Source organism: Bacillus paramycoides (assembly GCF_038971285.1).
Lineage (GTDB): Bacteria > Bacillota > Bacilli > Bacillales > Bacillaceae_G > Bacillus_A.
The window spans coordinates 4,080,132-4,097,261 of record NZ_CP152427.1 but is presented as its reverse complement, the minus strand read 5'-3'; the positions used below and the strand labels follow the sequence as shown (position 1 = coordinate 4,097,261).

Here is a 17,130-nt window from a genome sequence, read left to right as displayed (position 1 = left end):
ACTAGCTGAATCATTCAGCTAGTTTTTATATGTTATTATTTCTTTTTAATTTTTCCAGTCCACGTTTTGAATCCACCTTGTAATTGGTAGAAATCTTTGTAGCCTTGTTTCTTTAAGTATTGAGCCGCACGACCAGTACGGAATCCGCTTTGGCAGTATAAGTAAACTGGTTGATCTTTACGAAGTTCTTTATGACGAAGGCGAATTTGTGATAACGGAATGTTACGTGCGCCTAAAATATGTCCTGCAGTATATTCGTCTGCTTCGCGAATATCGATAAGCTGTGCTTTACGGTAGCCAGCGCGAAACTCTTCTTCTGAAAGTGTTGTAATTAATTTCTTCTGATAGAAATACATCCATACAGTGTAACCGATGAACGCTACGATTACGGCTAATAAAATAATCCAAGTTGTTGACACGATTCTATCGCTCCCTTTTTTCTTATCCTACTTTCAATATTATAATGCCCATATGTATTTATGCAACAGATTCATTTGTATATAAGAAGAAATTTCGTATTCTTTCACAAATTTTGTCGAATTTGGTAGACTAGAGAATGTGAAAAATAATTGGTTATATGAGGTGCAGGATGGGAAAAGAAAAATGGTGTTATATTAACTCTGGTCAATGTTCACCGGCATTTAATATGGCGTTAGATGAATGTTTATTAAACTGGCAAAGTGAAAAGAAAATGCCACCAACTATTCGCTTTTATGAATGGGAAGTACCAACATTAACAGTCGGGTATTTCCAGCGTGTTGAAAAAGATATTAATATGGATGTAGTTAACGAAAAGAAATATGGATTCGTTCGTCGTCAAACAGGCGGCAGGGGTGTACTACATGATAAAGAATTAACGTACAGTGTTATTGTGTCTGAAGATCATCCAAATATGCCAAAAACAGTTACAGAAGCGTATCGTGTTATTTCGCAAGGTTTATTAGACGGTTTTAAAGCATTAGGGTTAGAAGCGTATTATGCAGTTCCAAAAACAGAAGCAGACCGTGAAAATTTGAAAAATCCACGCTCAGGCGTATGTTTTGATGCACCATCTTGGTATGAAATTGTAGTAGAAGGAAGAAAAATCGCAGGTAGTGCTCAAACACGTCAAAAAGGTGTTATTTTACAGCACGGATCGATTCCATTAGAAATAGATTTAGATGAATTATACGATCTGTTTTTATTCCCAAATGAACGTGTAAAAGAACGTATGAAGAGTATGTTCTCTTCTAAAGCGGTAGCAATTAATGAATTAACAGACCGTACGTTTACAATCGAGCAGTTAATTAAAGCGTTTGAGGTTGGGTTTGAAAAAGGATTAGATGTAGAGCTTGTTCCGTATAAATTAACAGAAGAACAATTACATGAAGTGCAAACATTAGCAAAAGAGAAGTATGAAAGTAAAGAATGGAATTATAAAAAATAAGAGGTGGCAATTGCCACCTCTTATTTTTTATAGTAAATTAAGTACTTTTTCTACTTTGATTCCTTTATCTTGTAAAGAACGAAGGCGATTTACAACGTCCATAATTTCTTTGTCGAATGTAACGCTAATACCTTGGCTTTGTAGCTCTTCTTTTAATCCTTCAATAGAATCATCTATGTCGATGCCAAGCTCGTAATCTTGACAAACTTCAATTGTCTTTTTCACGAGTTTCACATAATTTTCTTGTAGTTTTGAATTTGTTTCAGTCAAAGCAGGCTGCTTCGGTTTTGCAGGCGCGACCGGTGCTGTCTCTTGCTTTGTAACTGGAGTTGGTACTTCTTTTTTCACAGGTGCTGGAGTAGATAATTCCACAGCAGCTTCTACACTTACTGGTTTCGGTGTCGGTACCGGAGTAGGTTTAGGTGCTACAGGTGTTTCTACTCGCGTAACAGGTTTTGGAGCAGCTGTAACTACTTTTGGAGCTTCTACAACTACTTCTTTTTTCGGAGTAGCTTCTACAACTGTTTCTTCTTGCTCAGTAGCCTCTTTATTTTCTTTACTCCACATAACGCGTTCTATTTCTAGAGAAACATTATTTTTGTTCATCGCTGTTAATGTAACTTTACCAACTTCAGCGTTTCCAGTGAAATCAACAATTTTATAAATAACACTCTTGTTCCAATCCACGTTTCCGCTCAAAAATAATTCTTCGTTACATTTCGGCGTTAAGCCCTCGATTTTAATTTCTGCGTTTACACCGTTTTCACTATATACCATAATTAGCGAAGCATTTACATCTTCGTCTGCTAACATTAGTTCACGTACCATTTTGCCGGTGCGTACTTGCGTTTTCTTCTTAACTGACATCTAATTTCTCCTCTCAAAAATTCAGTAATAATAAAAAATCGTATAACGAAAAATAATTGCTCACGAAGATTTATGATACCGATAATAAAAGCATCACGTCAACAATTAACTTTAATTATTTTGCATTTTTCTTATTTTCTTTATGAAATTTTTCAATTTGTAAAATTAGACAGAAGAAAAACAGCCTTTTGAAGGGCTGTTAAAACGTGGAAAACTTTAATGCGTTTTAATTTTTCCACGTGCCCCATACTAACGAGAGGAGGGAAGTATATGAAACCGTTTATGCCAAAACTTGTTTACTTTGAACCGAAAGCACTTGAATATCCACTTGGAAAAGAGCTGTATGAGAAGTTTACGAAGATGGGATTAGAAATTCGTGAAACGACATCCCATAATCAAATTAGAAATTTGCCAGGTGAAAATGATTTGCAAAAATATCGCAATGCAAAGGCAACGCTTGTCGTTGGGGTGAGGAAGACATTAAAATTTGATACGTCAAAGCCGTCAGCTGAATATGCGATTCCGCTCGCAACAGGATGTATGGGACATTGTCATTATTGTTATTTGCAAACGACACTTGGGAGTAAGCCTTACGTTCGCGTATACGTTAATCTTGATGAAATATTTGAGAAGGCACAGCAATATATGGATGAAAGAGCACCTGAAATAACAAGATTTGAAGCGGCTTGTACATCAGATATCGTTGGGATTGACCATTTAACACATGCATTAAAGCGGGCGATAGAGTTTATTGGAGAAAGTGAATATGGGCGTTTACGTTTCGTTACGAAATATTCGCACGTTGATCACTTGTTAGACGCAAAACATAACGGGAAAACTCGTTTCAGGTTTAGTATTAATTCACGGTATGTGATTAAAAATTTTGAGCCGGGGACGTCACCGTTTGAAGAACGAATTGAAGCGGCTCGTAAAGTAGCAGGCGCGGGTTATCCGCTTGGTTTTATAGTTGCGCCACTTTATATGCATGAAGGATGGGAAGAAGGATATCGTGAACTATTTGAGCGACTGTATAATACACTAAAAGATTTGTCCATACCGAATTTAACATTTGAATTAATTCAACATCGCTTTACAAAACCTGCAAAAAAGGTCATACAAGAGCGTTATCCGAGTACAAAGCTTGAAATGGATGAAGAGAAGCGTAAATATAAATGGGGACGGTACGGCATTGGGAAATACGTATATAAAAAAGATGACGCAGCAGTATTAGAAGAAACAATAAGAGGTTATATACATGAGTTTTTCCCTGATGCAGAAATACAATACTTTACTTAAGAGGAGTCTGTATACAAATACAGATTCTTTTTTGTTTTATATATTTAGGCTTGTTTTCAACTTGTCACGTTATTCTTTCTGGTGTATCATTTTATTGATTGCTTCGTACGGAATGAGCAAAATGAAATTGGATGGAGGAAACCGATGCCTACCCCTAGTATGGAAGATTATATTGAACAAATTTATTTGTTGATTGATGAAAAGGGTTATGCCCGCGTATCTGATATTGCTGAAGCGCTTAGTGTACATCCATCCTCTGTAACAAAAATGGTGCAAAAATTAGACAAAGATGAATATCTAATTTATGAAAAATATAGAGGGCTTGTATTAACATCAAAAGGTAAAAAAATCGGAGAACGTCTCGTATATCGTCATGACTTGCTAGAGCAATTTATGCGTATTATCGGTGTGGATGAAAGTAAGATTTACAATGATGTAGAAGGAATTGAACATCATTTAAGTTGGGAAGCAATTGATCGCATTGGTGATTTAGTGCAATACTTTGAACAAGATGAGGTTCGAGTGGAAACCCTTCGTGGTGTTCAAAAGGCAAATGAAGAGAAAAGTAATTAAGGGGAACGTATGTCGTTTCCTTTTTTATTTCAATCGAAAAGGATGGGAGAATTATGAAAGCAATTATTTTTGATTTTGATGGATTAATTGTGGACACAGAAACAATATGGTTTCACTCTTTCAGAGACGCCGTTCGTGAGTACGGTGGAGATTTACCTTTAGAGGAATTTGCAAAGTGTATTGGAACGACAGATGATGTACTGTATGCATATTTAAATGAGCAATTAAAAGAGAAGTTTAACAAGCATGCATTAAAAGAAAAAGTGAAAATTTTACATAAAGAAAAAATGAAAACACCAGAAGCTCGTGACGGGGTAAAAGAATACCTAGAAGAAGCGAAAGAAATGGGATTAAAAATTGCGTTAGCTTCTAGTTCATCTAGAGAATGGGTGGTTTCTTTTTTGGAAGAGCTACAAATTCGAGATTATTTTGAAGTTATCAAAACGAGAGAAGATGTTGAAAAGGTAAAACCAGATCCAGCACTTTATCAAATTGCGATAGAAGATTTAGGGATTGATCCGTCTGAGGCTGTTGTATTTGAAGACTCGTTAAACGGATTGAAAGCAGCGATTGCAGCAGGGTTAAAGTGCGTCGTTGTGCCTAATGATGTGACACGGAAATTACCGTTTGAAAATCATCATCTTAGAATTGAAAGTATGAAAGATAAAAGTTTGAAAGAAGTACTGCAAAATATAAAGAAAGACCGTATTTCCTAAAAGGAAGCACGGTCTTTCTTTTTGTTTTTTTTACCTTCAATGACAGTTAAATGAGATTGTTTTCTTTTTCGCTTCAAAGTGGAAGGAGTGCCTTTTTTCCCTTTGTCATTAGAAGCGTTTGATTTAAAGAAAGAATTGCTTAGGGGTGCTACATTTTGTTTCCCATGTTTGCGGCTCGATTGTTTTGCAGCACGCTTATATGAGCTTTGCGAATTTGCTGAACCGCTAGAGTTTGTAAACATTTTGTAGAGTAGATAAAAGATACCAACGACAGCCAACATGATACCAATATTTCTTAACACTCCCATTGGGTTTGTAATGACAGATGAAACAAGGCCGAATATTGCTAATCCGATAATAAGCACAAATATAGCGAAAGTAAACGAACGACCGTTCATAAGGAACACCTCCTAAAAACATATATTAAAATTAGTATATTAACGATGAGGAAAGGAGTTGAACACCATTTTTAAATAATTATTGTTTGTTTTCTAAACGTAATAATTCTTCAAACGATGCAATAGCTACTTCCACTTGATCATCTGTTGGTTCTTTCGTTGTTAATAGTTGTAGCCATAATCCGGGATATCCAAGTATGCGTAATACTGGAATATCGCGTAAGCGATTCGTAAATTGTAACACTTCAAAAGAAATGCCGAGAACGACAGGAATTAATAAAATTCGGTTTACGACTCTGGCCCACAGTGGATCTGTAGGGACAAGGAAATAAACAAACATTCCGATAATGACTGTAAATATAATAAAGCTACTGCCACAGCGATAATGAAGGCGAGTTTGTTTTTGCACATTTTCTACAGTCAGTGAAAGATTATTCTCATAGGCATTAATTACTTTATGCTCCGCACCGTGGTACTGAAAGACCCGCTTAATAAGTGGAGTTAAAGAAATAAAGTATATATAGCTCAATAATAGCATGAGCTTAATGACACTTTCGACAATGATTTGCCCTGTATGAGATGGGAAAATCGGTCTCGTTAATTCAGCTAGTAGTGCAGGGACTGCTGTGAAAATGACTTTACCGAATATGAAAGATAAAACGCCAACTGCTGCAACTCCTAATACCATCGTTAACTTCGATTGTTCTTCTTTTTTATTTGCAATTTGTTCGTCTTCTTCTGGGTGGACATCAAATCGTTCTGAAGCAAAGTTCAAATGTTTTGCTCCGTTTGCGCTTGCATCCACAATAGCGGCAATCCCTCGTAAAAATGGAATTTTTTTTAGGATAGATAATGCTTTATTACGAACGCGTGGTAATCGATAAAATTCAATCGATTTATCTTTACGACGAACCGCTGTAACAGTATATTCTCTACCGCCAAACATAACTCCTTCTATGACTGCTTGCCCGCCATATATTTGTTTTGACTCTTCTGCCATGTTAACACCAACCTGTATTTGTTTCTCTCTTATGTAGAAAAAGAGGCAATTGTCATACTGGGTTCTGTCGTTTTGAAATAAGACAATCACCGAGTTTCCTTTATTTTATCGATAAATACAAGTATATGACAAGGAAAAATGTTACGAGAGTCGGACATTTCTTATTCTTTTTATAGACAAATTTCGCAGTATTTAAACATGGTTCAAAATAGTTTCGGGCATACTATTGAGCGGAGGTGGCGATGTGAGTCAAGAACAATTAGGAACAAGGAATTTTGTACAAATTGGTTTATTTGGTGGACTCTTTTGGGGAGGGATATGGTATTTCCTTCATATATTTTCATTTACGGAAGCGGGACCGAACTATTTATTATTACCATTTGCCTTTGGAAGCTGGAAAGAAGGTGTATGGGGCAATGTGTCAGGAATTGTTTGTATGGCACTACTTTCGATTTTAATTGCCTTTTTGTATAAAGCGTTTTTGGCAAAGTTTGAAGGAATTCTTCCAGGGATGATTTATGGTCTTTTTTGGTGGGCGTTATTATTTTTCGGAATGGGGTTAATAGCGCCTGCAATTAAAAGCGCACTCCATTTACCGAGAGAAACTCTTGTGACGACGATATGCATTTTTATATTGTATGGTGTGTTTATAGCATACTCTGTTTCTTACGCAGTAAATACCAATAAGGCCGAGCGAGAAGGGGAAGAGAAGACAAACTATTCAAATAAGTAACTCCTATGTTAAAATGTTGTATAGACATTTAATATTAAGGAGTTTTAAGCATATGAAAAAGGTACTCCTCGTAAACGGTCCTAACCTAAATCGCCTCGGTGTCAGGGAGGTAAATGTATATGGAAAGGGCACGCTAGCGACACTTGAAGCAGATATGAAGCAAGAAGCAGAAACAATGGGAGTGGAGTTAGAATGTTTCCAATCGAATCATGAAGGTGCGATTATCGATCGTATTCATGAGGCGGAAGATATATATGAAGGGATCATTTTAAATCCTGGAGCATTTACGCATTATAGCTATGCGATTCGAGATGCAATTGCGAGCATTTCGATTCCTGTTATTGAAGTACATATTTCTAACATTCACCAGCGTGAGTCGTTCCGTCACGAATCTGTGACGGCAGCTGTTTGTGCTGGACAAATTGTTGGATTTGGTTTTTATGGCTATAAGTTAGCGTTATTTGCATTAATGGAGAAATTGAGGGAGGCATAAAGTAATGGAGAAAATCGAAAGATTAAGAAGTGCATTTGATGAGGCTGGTATTGACGGTATTTTGTTAACAAATGAACATAGTCGTAGATATATGGCTAACTTTACAGGAACAGCCGGTGTTGTACTGATTTCGAAAAATCGTGCTCAATTTATTACAGATTTCCGTTACGTAGAGCAGGCTACTAAACAAGCTGTTGGATATGAGATTGTACAGCATGCAGGATTAATCATTGATGAAGTTGCAAAGCAAGTGAAGGAACTAGGAATTCAAAAGCTTGGCTTTGAACAAGATACCCTTACATATAGTTCTTATTCAGCGCATAAAGAAGCAATCGATGCTGAATTTATCCCAACTTCTGGGCTTGTAGAAAAGTTACGCTTGATAAAGACTGATTCAGAGATTAAGATATTAAAGGAAGCTGCACAGATTGCAGATGCTGCCTTTGAACATATTCTATCATTCATTCGCCCGGGAGTATCTGAAATTGAAGTGTCAAATGAACTTGAATTTTTCATGAGAAAACAAGGAGCAACATCTTCTTCGTTTGATATTATCGTTGCTTCAGGTCTTCGTTCGGCATTACCGCACGGCGTGGCATCTGAAAAAGTGATAGAAACAGGAGATTTCGTTACATTAGACTTCGGCGCTTATTACAAAGGATATTGCTCTGATATTACTCGTACGATTGCAGTTGGTGAACCATCTGATAAATTGAAAGAAATTTATAATATCGTTTTAGAAGCACAATTACGTGGTGTGAACGGTATTAAAGCTGGTTTAACAGGCCGTGAAGCGGATGCGCTAACGCGCGATTACATAACGGAAAAAGGATATGGTGAATACTTCGGACACTCTACTGGTCATGGAATCGGTCTTGAAATCCATGAAGCACCAGGTTTAGCGTTCCGTTCTGATACAGTACTTGAACCAGGTATGGCTGTAACAGTAGAACCAGGTATTTATATTCCAGGTATTGGCGGCGTACGTATTGAAGATGATATTATTGTAACAAGTGAAGGTAATGAAGTAATTACGAAATCACCAAAAGAACTTATTATTTTGTAATACACAGGAGGATTTTTTTACATGATTTCAGTAAACGATTTTCGTACAGGTTTAACAATTTCAGTGGATAATAGCCTTTGGCAAGTACTTGATTTCCAACACGTAAAGCCAGGTAAAGGTGCTGCATTTGTTCGTTCTAAACTACGTAACCTTCGCACAGGTTCTGTTCAAGAGAAAACATTCCGTGCAGGTGAGAAAGTAGAGAAAGCACACATCGAAAACCGTCGTATGCAATACTTATACGCAAGCGGTGAGGCTCACGTATTTATGGATAACGGAACTTATGAGCAAATCGAACTTGGTGAAAACCAAATCGAGCGCGAGCTTAAATTCCTAAAAGAAAACATGGAAGTATCTATTATGACTTACCAAGGCGAAGTACTTGGTGTTGAACTTCCAAACACAGTTGAATTACAAGTTACAGAAACAGAGCCAGGTATTAAAGGTGATACTGCTTCTAACGTAACAAAACCAGCTACATTAGAAACTGGTCTTGTTGTACAAGTACCAATCTTCATTAACGAAGGCGAAATGCTTATCATCAACACTGGTGAAGGTAAATACGTTTCTCGTGCATAGTAGAAAAGCACTCGTGATTATCACGAGTGCTTTTTTTATAGAAAATAGGGCAGATAATAAATAGTGGTTATTATAAAACTGAAAGCTGTAAGACTAGCAGTACCTGTTGTGTAAGGACCCCATGTTATTTGAAAAGGTTTTACCGTACCTGTTTTATATATAGTGTGATCAATGTTGGCGTTTCGGTTTATATTTAAAGCAATGAGCCAAATTGCACCGAATATCGCTAAACTACCAAGGAAAAAGGCCTCCATAAATGACCAACCGACCAATAATGAAAAAAGATAAATAAGAGCTAATTCTACTACGACAGTTAAACTAATTTTTAATATCTTCATATTTTTCCTCCTCCTTTTGTAGGTCTAGCCAATTTAGAAAGTTCTCACGTGATACGACATGTAATACACAAGAAGATTTTACTTCATTCTCTAAGGCAGAATGTTCATCAGGGAACGTATCTTCCACATGTAATGAAATATAAGGGAGTTTTTCTTGTGCTTTTAACGAGCGGATATTATTCGTTTTAGCGCCAGCGAATACGTAGGAAAGTTGTAAATCTAAAAAAGCTATTTTAAAGATTTCTTTTTTAGCAGCCTCATTATATCCTTTTCCCCAGTATGGATAGCCAAGCCAACTGCCGATGTGAGATTGTTTCTTTTCGTAATTAATATGTTTAAGCGTGGTGAGGCCGATTATTTCCTTATCTTCATTTACAACCACTCTGGATAAAGACTTTTTTTGGCGTTCTTCTTCTATGGCGAAAAGAAGAAACGCTTTCGTGTCTTCAATTCTTTCTACTTGTATTCCTAATGCGTTTTTTACGTGTGGATCACTTGGTAGTTCGAAAATCGCATTTGCATACCGGAAATCGAGTGGTAATAAAGTAACTTGTTGCATCGTTTCCCCTCCTTTCTAATAAATATACCATAAAATACCAATAAAATTAAGAATATTCAAATTGTTTACGGTGGTAGAGAAAAATTATGTTTTTAATTCTGAAATAGACAACCTCTGCATATGGTTGTACAAATATATTCTTTTTTAGCACACGCACTAGTAACCGTTATGGGAGAAGGTGGGAGAATGAAACAGTGGCTAGCGGCAATGGAAACATCTGTGCTTGTGATGGGGCTGCTTCGGTTGTTTTCAGGTAGCGCGGAAATATTCGCCGCTTTGCTTATGCTCTATGTGAATGATGCGAAGAAGGCATTGTTTATAAATGGTATGTTGGCGTTTGTTGGACCGACCGTATTAATTTTAACAATGACAATAGGCATAGCGAGTGTGGCAAGTGAGATTTCTTTCTTGAAACTCTTTTTTCTAGTGCTTGGAATTGGCTGCATTTTTATCGCGTTGTTGAAATAAGTAAGTCGAGTATAGTGGGGCGAAGCTGATGAAAGAAGTATTAGAAGTTTTACCGAAAACGATGAAGCAGTTAGTGGAAAGTTGTAAGCAGTACGATGCTCTAGAGGAAATCCGTGTTCGAATTGGAAGACCGCTAGAGTGTATTGCTCATGGTGAAGTATTTTTTTATGACTATGTCGTTACAGCAGATGATGCTATTTACTTATTGAATAAGTTAAGTCAATTCTCAATTTATACGATGGAAGAAGAATTAAAGCGTGGGTATGTAACACTTCGAGGTGGGCATAGAATCGGCTTAGCAGGGAAAGTCATTACAGAAAAAAGCGCAGTGAAAATGATTCGAGATGTCTCTTCCTTTAATATTCGTATTGCTCGTCAAAAAATAGGAATTGCTGAACCACTTTTACCATATTTGTATGAATCACGCTGGTTAAACACGATGGTAATTGGCCCGCCGCAAACGGGGAAAACAACACTTTTAAGAGATGTAGCACGTTGTATGAGTCAAGGTGTAAGTGCATCAACAATCCCTTCTTGTAAAGTGGGTATTGTTGATGAACGGTCAGAAATTGCTGGCTGTGTGAAAGGTATCCCGCAATATGACTTTGGCGCACGAGTAGATGTGTTAGATGCATGTCCAAAAGCTGAAGGAATGATGATGATGATCCGTTCTATGAGTCCAGATATTTTGATTGTAGATGAAATCGGACGTAAAGAAGATAGTGAAGCAATTATGGAAGCGGTGCATGCAGGGGTGCAGCTTTTTATAAGTGCACATGGATTTTCTTATGATGATGTTGTGAAACGCCCATCACTAAAGGCGGTGCTGGAGCTCGGTATATTTGATAGGTTTGTGGAACTATCAAAAGCAAGAGGGCCAGGAACAGTTATGCAAGTGAAAGATAAATATGGAAAACCGGTATTACCTCATAGAAAGGCTGAGGGCGTATGGTGAAAATATTTGGTGCAGTGTTAATCGTTGCGGTCAGCACCTTTTTCGGGTTTTCGTACGCTAAAAGATACAGTGAGAGGCCAAGACAACTTAGATTATTAAAAGCGGCACTTCAATCGTTAGAGGCAGAAATTATGTATGGGCATACACCATTGTCTGAAGCCGCTGAGCGATTAGTGAAACAAATGCCGAAGCCGTTAAATTGGATATTTCAAAGTTTCGCTAGAAGGCTAGAAAGCGGGGACCAAACAGTAAGAGAAGCTTGGATAGATAGTTTGAAAGAAAATTGGAAGCTAACAGCATTTCAACAAACTGAGTATGAAATTTTGCAACAATTTGGTGAAACGCTCGGACAACATGATCGTGAATCACAGCAAAAACATATTCGCTTATGTATTACACATTTAGAGAGAGAAGAAGAAGAAGCGAAAGCTTTACAACTACAATATGAAAAAATGATTAAGAGCTTAGGGGTACTAGCGGGGCTACTTATCGTAATCTTACTACTATAGGAGGGAGAAAGGCGATGTCCATTGATGTTGGATTAATATTTCAAATCGCCGGAATCGGCATAGTTTTAGCTTTCATCCATACCGTACTAAAAGAATTAAAGCGTGAGGATATTGCGAATTGGGTTATCCTCGTCGGTTTTGTCGTTATTTTATTTCACGTCGCATTTTTAATTAATACGTTATTCGACAAGATTAAAAGTGTCTTTCTCTTCCAGTAAAAGGGGGCGGTTCGAATCGAAATTATACAAATTGTCGGATTAGGCCTCGTTGCTACGTTTTTAGCAGCTGTATTGAATCAGCATAAATCTAGTATTACGTCATTATTTATTGTGTTCGTAGGTAGCGTGATGTTTCTTATTTTAATTGATCAAATTCACGCTATTTTACAAATGATTGAGAGAGTAGCGAGTGAAGCGAAAGTTAGTAACGTATATGTAGAAACGTTGCTAAAAATTATTGGAATTGCTTATATTGCTGAGTTTGGAGCGCAAATTACAAAGGATGCCGGACAAGGTGCAATTGCTTCGAAAATTGAATTAGCTGGAAAGATTTTAATTCTCGTTATGGCGATTCCTATTTTGACGGTTGTAATTGAAACTATTCTCGGATTTTTACCGACGGGATAAGGGGGAGTGAATGTTGAGGGGCTTTGGAGCTAAGCTGCTATTTGCTTGCTTCCTTTTCTTTTCTTTACCGGTTGTTGTACAAGCTTCTCCTGTAGAAACAAACGTCGTTGATCAACAATTGGATAAGCTCGGAATTGAAGATGTGAAGCAATTTTGGGACGGGCTTGTTACAAAATATGGAGGTTACTTACCAGAGAGTCAAAAAGGTAGCTTTATGGAGTTTGTAAAGGGAGAAAAAGAAATTTCTATAAAAGAGTGGATGCTAGGTTTATTAAAGTATTTATTTCACGAACTTGTTGCAAATGGGAAGCTACTTGGAACGCTCATTATGCTTACAATTTTTAGTGCATTGTTGCAATCACTGCAATCTGCATTTTCAAAGAGTAGCGTAAGCAAAATTGCCGATGCAGTTGTATATATGGTACTGATTATTTTCGCTTTAAATAGCTTTTATGTCGTCATGACATATGCAAGAGAAACGATACAAACAATGGTAGATTTCATATTAGCGTTATTGCCTATCTTGCTTGCACTCATAGCGACAGGCGGTGGTGTTGTATCTGTATCGTTTTTCCATCCGATTATCATCTTCTTAATGAATACGAGTGGGCTTTTAATGAATTATATCGTTCTACCACTTTTATTACTTGCAACAATATTAAGCATTGTAAGTACGATGAGCGATCGATATAAAGTTACGAAATTGTCCAAGCTTTTGCAAAATGTTAGCGTCGGGATTATTGGTATCTTTTTAACGATTTTTTTAGGCGTATTATCTGTACAAGGAACAGCGACAGCTGTTGCTGATGGAATCGCTGTAAAAACAGCTAAATTTGTAACAGGGAACTTTATTCCCGTAGTAGGAAGGATGTTTACCGAGGCAGCGGATACTGTCATTAGTGCGTCGGGATTATTAAAAAACACAGTCGGAATTATCGGGCTCGTCATTCTATGTTTAATTGTCGCTTTTCCAGCGATTCAAATTTTTTGTATAGCATTTATTTATAAGTTCGCAGCAGCAGTATTGCAACCAGTTGGCGGCGGAGCAATTATTCAATGTTTAGATATCATTGGACGGAGCATCATTTATGTATTTGCTTGCTTAGCTATCGTATCGTTTATGTTTTTTTTAAGTATCACAATTATTATTGCTGCGGGGAACATTACACTTATGATGCGGTAGGAGGTGAAGAGTATGCAATTTGTTACAGAGTGGATTCGAAATATTATCGTTTTTTTACTCTTAGCGACAATGCTTCATCTTATTCTTCCAAATTCTAATTTGCAAAAGTACGTTAAATTCGTTGTAAGTCTATTATTAGTTGTTTTAATTTTAACGCCTCTATTTAAACTATTACAAACAGATGTAAATGAAGTAATCGCAAATTTTAATGAAGAAAAGTACGTAGCAGAAGAATCTGTAAAAAATTCAATAGATTCGAAGAAAAAAGAAATACAAGCTCTAACACGTGCATATAGTTTAGAAGAGATGGCTACCAAAATGAAAAAAGAAGTAGGAAAAGAGTTTGAGAAACAGTATGGTATGTCAGTCTCTGAAATACAAATAGTCGCAGCGGAAAGCACAGTGGAAGTAAAGTCAGCGAAAGATATTCAATCTGTTGTTGTGACGTTGAAAGAAAAAGAACGTAGTAAAAATGATGCAATCGAAACAGTAAAACCAGTTGAAATTAACACGAAAGAACCACCGAAAAAAGTAGAGGAAACGAATGTAGAAATGAAAGACTTCTTTTCAAGCAGGTGGCAACTAGAGAATAAACAAATCCAAGTTCAAATGGAAGGGAGGACAGGTAGAGTAAATGGACAATAAAGATAAAAATTCGAAGTTCTCATTTTTTCGAAACTTATTGAATGGAGATGAAAAAGAAAGTAATGAGAAGGGAAAAAAGGTAACACCTAAGTTCTTACTTGTCCTACTCATACTTGGAATGTTGCTTATGTTTTCTAGTAGTTTTTTTTCAAGTAAAAAAGAAGAAGTGCCTGTATTTAAAGAACAAAAAACTCAAAATCAAGAAAAAGACGTACCAACTTTTGGACAAAAAAATAATGATAATATGTCAAATGTAGAAAAATATGAAAAAGCGTATGAACAAGAATTAAAGGCAGCCTTAGAAGAAATAGCAGGAGTAAAAGATGTAACGATTAATGTGAATTTAGATTCATCAGAGGAAAAAATATTAGAAAAAAATACAGTGAAACGTTCACAAACAACAGGTGAAACAGATAAAACAGGCGGCAAGAGGGAAGTAGAAGACGAGTCTCTTGATGAAAAGACAGTCATTATACGTGAAGGGGATAAAGAAACTCCCGTTGTTTTACGAACAGAGAAACCGAAAGTACGAGGTGTTCTTGTCGTAGCAAAGGGAGTGGATAATATACAAGTTAAAGCGATGGTAAAAGAAGCTGTAATACGGCTGCTAGATGTACCAGCCCATCGCGTTTCAGTATCACCGAAAAATTGATAGGGAGGAAATAAAGTGTTAAAAAAACAAACGGTTTGGTTATTAACGATGTTAAGTTTAGTTGTTGTACTATCTGTTTATTACGTAACAACTCCTGACAAGATGAATACAGCATCACCGACAACAGGTGAAAAGATTGGACAAGAAAAACAAGGTACTGATAAAGCTGTAACAAATGAAGCACCTAAAGAAACGCCAAAAAAAGAAAATACAAGTAAGGAAACAACAAATAAAGAAACAACAAATAAAGAAACAACAAACAAAGAAACAGACAAAAAAGAGAGTGCAAACAAAGAAACAAGCAAAAAAGAAGCGAATGTAACAGTTCAATCAAGTGATGAAAATTTCACAGCGTTACGTATGCAAATGGAAGATCAGCGAAGTGAACAAAAAGCAAGATTACAAGAAGTGATGAATTCAGCAAAATCTTCAGCGACAGAAAAGAGTAAAGCGAAAGATAATTTTGATGCAATTACGACAATGGAAACGAAGCAAGAACTACTTGAGACAGTAATCAAATCTCAAGGTGGATATAAAGATGCCCTTGTAAGAGCTGATGGAACTGATATTAAAGTAACTGTAAAAGCAGCAAAACATTCGCAAAAAGAAGCGAATAAAATTATCCAACTTGTAAGAAGTGAAGGCGGATCAAAAGATGTAGGTGTAAAATTTGATCCACCAACAAAATAAAAACTAATAATCCGCGGGGAAACCTCCGCGGATTATTAGTTTTTACGCATCAAATTGTTTGAAAATAGTTAGATAAAGTGAAACTTTAATCAGCCCTCACTAATTGGACTTTAATGGGCAGCCCGCCCCAACCTAACTTCTTTGCTTTGGGGGTCATACTGCCCGGCAAATAGAGGGATAAAAATAATAATAGACAAAGCTATCATTTTCGATAGCTTGTTTCTGTTTCGTCTTTGTAGTTGTTTTTACTATGTTCAACTCGGAACGGTGAAATACGTTGTGAGTAAAAGATTAGCGGTTCATGGTAACGATGATTACTTTTTCCTGATTTGACGTGGATGAAAAGAACGAATGCCCAGACTATCACGGCAGGTAAAAAGAGAATGAGCCATATCATATGTCTACACCTCGATACGATATATTTTCTACACTTTGAACATACTATTCTTATATGAAGGAATGATGAATGAAGTGTAAACAAAAAAATAATATTTGGTAAAAATATGTTATTGACTATAGATGAGGTAAAGAGTAGAGCGGTAATAATATAGTTATTGTGTAGTATTTTGAAAAAGTAAGGAATGTTTTTTAGGAAGTGGTCTTGCCAATTTTGTGTGAAACTTGGTATTATTACTAGGTAATAAATTTTTATTGGAATAATATTTTTACAGGAGTTTCGATTTATTATAAAGAAATATAAATTGGAATGTCTAAAAAATTTATCGTAAGATGGAAATAGTAACTATTTCTATTAGTAAATGAAATGCATGATCTAATAGAGTACATCGTATTTTTACAGTCAATCTAGTTTTAGTGACGAGAATCTGTAAAAACGGGACAAACAAGAGTATGGGAGTGGATTTTACATGTTTAAAATTCAAGAAGTTCGTGAATTAATTAAATTAATTGATAGCTCTAATATTGATGAATTCGAATACAAAAAAGATGGTACGACAATCAAAATGAAAAAGCGTGGTAATGAAGTTGTTGCGGTGCAAGCACCTGTAGCAAAACAAGTGGCACAACCAGTAGCACCTGTTGAAGTTGAAACAACAGTAGCGGCAGCACAAGTGGAAGTACCAAAACAAGAAGAGAAACAAGCTGTTCAAAATGAAAACCTACATAAAATTACATCACCGATGGTAGGTACATTCTATTCTTCTTCTTCGCCTGACACACCTGCATATGTAAGTGTTGGCGATAGAGTATCGAAAGATTCTATCGTATGTATTGTTGAGGCTATGAAGTTATTTAACGAAATTGATGCTGATGTAGAGGGCGAAATTGTTGAGATTCTTGTTAATAACGGACAGCTTGTTGAGTATGGACAACCGCTATTTCTTGTAAAAGCGTAATAA

General features: G+C 36.4%; 25 protein-coding genes. 18 read left to right on the top strand and 7 right to left on the bottom strand.

The window, feature by feature from the left end; all coding sequences use genetic code 11:
• Positions 1-35: 35 nt before the first annotated feature.
• Entirely contained in the window at positions 36-419 is a 384-nt protein-coding gene (locus AAG068_RS21135; protein ID WP_000108655.1) for a rhodanese-like domain-containing protein, read from the bottom strand.
• Positions 420-589: 170 nt separating this feature from the next.
• Between AAG068_RS21135 and AAG068_RS21130 the strand changes: the two genes are divergently transcribed.
• Positions 590-1,426: a lipoate--protein ligase family protein gene (locus tag AAG068_RS21130; RefSeq protein WP_061185687.1), complete on the top strand. Its 837-nt coding sequence runs from the start codon at positions 590-592 to the stop codon at positions 1,424-1,426.
• A 27-nt stretch (positions 1,427-1,453) separates the two neighbouring features.
• On the opposite strand, the gene AAG068_RS21125 is transcribed toward AAG068_RS21130, so the two are convergent.
• The gene (locus AAG068_RS21125) at positions 1,454-2,293 is read right to left on the bottom strand and encodes a hypothetical protein (protein WP_342715715.1); all 840 of its coding nucleotides are present in this window, start codon (positions 2,291-2,293) and stop codon (positions 1,454-1,456) included.
• A gap of 270 nt (positions 2,294-2,563) precedes the next feature.
• On the opposite strand from AAG068_RS21125, the gene splB reads away from it, so the two are divergent.
• From splB to AAG068_RS21110, 3 genes are all read left to right on the top strand, one after another.
• The gene (splB, locus tag AAG068_RS21120) at positions 2,564-3,589 is read left to right on the top strand and encodes a spore photoproduct lyase (protein WP_342715714.1); all 1,026 of its coding nucleotides are present in this window, start codon (positions 2,564-2,566) and stop codon (positions 3,587-3,589) included.
• A gap of 144 nt (positions 3,590-3,733) precedes the next feature.
• Positions 3,734-4,162: a transcriptional regulator MntR gene (gene mntR, locus AAG068_RS21115; protein WP_001143073.1), complete on the top strand. Its 429-nt coding sequence runs from the start codon at positions 3,734-3,736 to the stop codon at positions 4,160-4,162.
• A 53-nt stretch (positions 4,163-4,215) separates the two neighbouring features.
• Positions 4,216-4,878, top strand: a complete 663-nt coding sequence (locus AAG068_RS21110) for an HAD family hydrolase (RefSeq protein ID WP_342715713.1) — start codon at positions 4,216-4,218, stop codon at positions 4,876-4,878.
• Here AAG068_RS21110 and AAG068_RS21105 read toward each other — a convergent pair.
• Both AAG068_RS21105 and AAG068_RS21100 read right to left on the bottom strand, forming a co-directional pair.
• On the bottom strand, positions 4,875-5,276 hold the full coding sequence (locus AAG068_RS21105; RefSeq protein ID WP_001014455.1) for an SA1362 family protein: 402 nt from the start codon (positions 5,274-5,276) through the stop codon (positions 4,875-4,877). The two genes, AAG068_RS21110 and AAG068_RS21105, sit on opposite strands and share 4 nt — an antisense overlap.
• Before the next feature lie 79 nt (positions 5,277-5,355).
• Positions 5,356-6,276, bottom strand: coding sequence for a DUF1385 domain-containing protein (locus AAG068_RS21100; protein ID WP_000807112.1), 921 nt, complete (start codon positions 6,274-6,276; stop codon positions 5,356-5,358).
• A gap of 244 nt (positions 6,277-6,520) precedes the next feature.
• Between AAG068_RS21100 and AAG068_RS21095 the strand changes: the two genes are divergently transcribed.
• Genes AAG068_RS21095 through efp form a run of 4 tightly spaced genes read left to right on the top strand, consistent with a single transcriptional unit; the run spans position 6,521 to position 9,147 of the window.
• A complete protein-coding gene (locus tag AAG068_RS21095; protein ID WP_342715712.1) occupies positions 6,521-7,009 on the top strand; it encodes a YqhR family membrane protein in 489 nt (162 codons plus the stop codon).
• A 52-nt stretch (positions 7,010-7,061) separates the two neighbouring features.
• Positions 7,062-7,502: a type II 3-dehydroquinate dehydratase gene (gene aroQ, locus AAG068_RS21090; RefSeq protein WP_000757087.1), complete on the top strand. Its 441-nt coding sequence runs from the start codon at positions 7,062-7,064 to the stop codon at positions 7,500-7,502.
• 4 nt (positions 7,503-7,506) lie between these two features.
• On the top strand, positions 7,507-8,568 hold the full coding sequence (gene pepQ, locus AAG068_RS21085; protein ID WP_000411051.1) for a Xaa-Pro dipeptidase: 1,062 nt from the start codon (positions 7,507-7,509) through the stop codon (positions 8,566-8,568).
• Between the two features lie 21 nt (positions 8,569-8,589).
• The gene (gene efp / locus AAG068_RS21080; RefSeq protein ID WP_029439892.1) at positions 8,590-9,147 is read left to right on the top strand and encodes an elongation factor P; all 558 of its coding nucleotides are present in this window, start codon (positions 8,590-8,592) and stop codon (positions 9,145-9,147) included.
• Positions 9,148-9,182: 35 nt separating this feature from the next.
• Here the strand turns inward: efp and AAG068_RS21075 are convergent, their stop codons facing one another.
• Both AAG068_RS21075 and AAG068_RS21070 read right to left on the bottom strand, forming a co-directional pair.
• A complete protein-coding gene (locus AAG068_RS21075; RefSeq protein WP_342715711.1) occupies positions 9,183-9,485 on the bottom strand; it encodes a hypothetical protein in 303 nt (100 codons plus the stop codon).
• Positions 9,466-10,044, bottom strand: coding sequence for a GNAT family N-acetyltransferase (locus AAG068_RS21070; protein WP_342715710.1), 579 nt, complete (start codon positions 10,042-10,044; stop codon positions 9,466-9,468). Before AAG068_RS21070 ends, AAG068_RS21075 begins: the two co-directional genes overlap by 20 nt.
• Before the next feature lie 186 nt (positions 10,045-10,230).
• Here AAG068_RS21070 and AAG068_RS21065 point away from each other — a divergent pair, with 186 nt between their 5' ends.
• The 9 genes from AAG068_RS21065 to AAG068_RS21025 are packed head-to-tail and all read left to right on the top strand — an operon-like array spanning position 10,231 to position 15,772.
• Positions 10,231-10,512 carry a YqhV family protein gene (locus AAG068_RS21065; protein WP_098258182.1) on the top strand — a complete coding sequence of 94 codons (282 nt, stop codon included), beginning with the start codon at positions 10,231-10,233 and terminating at the stop codon, positions 10,510-10,512.
• 28 nt (positions 10,513-10,540) lie between these two features.
• Positions 10,541-11,467 carry a stage III sporulation protein AA gene (gene spoIIIAA, locus AAG068_RS21060; protein ID WP_342715709.1) on the top strand — a complete coding sequence of 309 codons (927 nt, stop codon included), beginning with the start codon at positions 10,541-10,543 and terminating at the stop codon, positions 11,465-11,467.
• Positions 11,461-11,976: a stage III sporulation protein SpoIIIAB gene (gene spoIIIAB / locus AAG068_RS21055; RefSeq protein ID WP_000238694.1), complete on the top strand. Its 516-nt coding sequence runs from the start codon at positions 11,461-11,463 to the stop codon at positions 11,974-11,976. The genes spoIIIAA and spoIIIAB overlap by 7 nt, the downstream gene beginning before the upstream one ends.
• Before the next feature lie 14 nt (positions 11,977-11,990).
• A complete protein-coding gene (gene spoIIIAC / locus AAG068_RS21050; RefSeq protein ID WP_000020914.1) occupies positions 11,991-12,194 on the top strand; it encodes a stage III sporulation protein AC in 204 nt (67 codons plus the stop codon).
• A gap of 24 nt (positions 12,195-12,218) precedes the next feature.
• Positions 12,219-12,602: a stage III sporulation protein AD gene (gene spoIIIAD / locus AAG068_RS21045; RefSeq protein WP_079245909.1), complete on the top strand. Its 384-nt coding sequence runs from the start codon at positions 12,219-12,221 to the stop codon at positions 12,600-12,602.
• A 10-nt stretch (positions 12,603-12,612) separates the two neighbouring features.
• A complete protein-coding gene (spoIIIAE, locus tag AAG068_RS21040; protein ID WP_342715707.1) occupies positions 12,613-13,785 on the top strand; it encodes a stage III sporulation protein AE in 1,173 nt (390 codons plus the stop codon).
• Between the two features lie 12 nt (positions 13,786-13,797).
• Positions 13,798-14,430 carry a stage III sporulation protein AF gene (gene spoIIIAF, locus AAG068_RS21035; RefSeq protein WP_342715706.1) on the top strand — a complete coding sequence of 211 codons (633 nt, stop codon included), beginning with the start codon at positions 13,798-13,800 and terminating at the stop codon, positions 14,428-14,430.
• Positions 14,420-15,082 (top strand): stage III sporulation protein AG, encoded by a 663-nt coding sequence (gene spoIIIAG, locus AAG068_RS21030; RefSeq protein WP_000368876.1) that lies wholly within the window; start codon positions 14,420-14,422, stop codon positions 15,080-15,082. Before spoIIIAF ends, spoIIIAG begins: the two co-directional genes overlap by 11 nt.
• A 15-nt stretch (positions 15,083-15,097) precedes the next feature.
• Positions 15,098-15,772 (top strand): SpoIIIAH-like family protein, encoded by a 675-nt coding sequence (locus AAG068_RS21025; protein WP_342715705.1) that lies wholly within the window; start codon positions 15,098-15,100, stop codon positions 15,770-15,772.
• A 202-nt stretch (positions 15,773-15,974) separates the two neighbouring features.
• On the opposite strand, the gene AAG068_RS21020 is transcribed toward AAG068_RS21025, so the two are convergent.
• Positions 15,975-16,169 (bottom strand): DNA recombination protein RecO, encoded by a 195-nt coding sequence (locus AAG068_RS21020; RefSeq protein WP_342715704.1) that lies wholly within the window; start codon positions 16,167-16,169, stop codon positions 15,975-15,977.
• Positions 16,170-16,638: 469 nt separating this feature from the next.
• Between AAG068_RS21020 and accB the strand changes: the two genes are divergently transcribed.
• Complete coding sequence (accB, locus tag AAG068_RS21015) at positions 16,639-17,127, top strand: acetyl-CoA carboxylase biotin carboxyl carrier protein (RefSeq protein WP_306183856.1); 489 nt, start codon at positions 16,639-16,641, stop codon at positions 17,125-17,127.
• Positions 17,128-17,130: the final 3 nt, after the last annotated feature.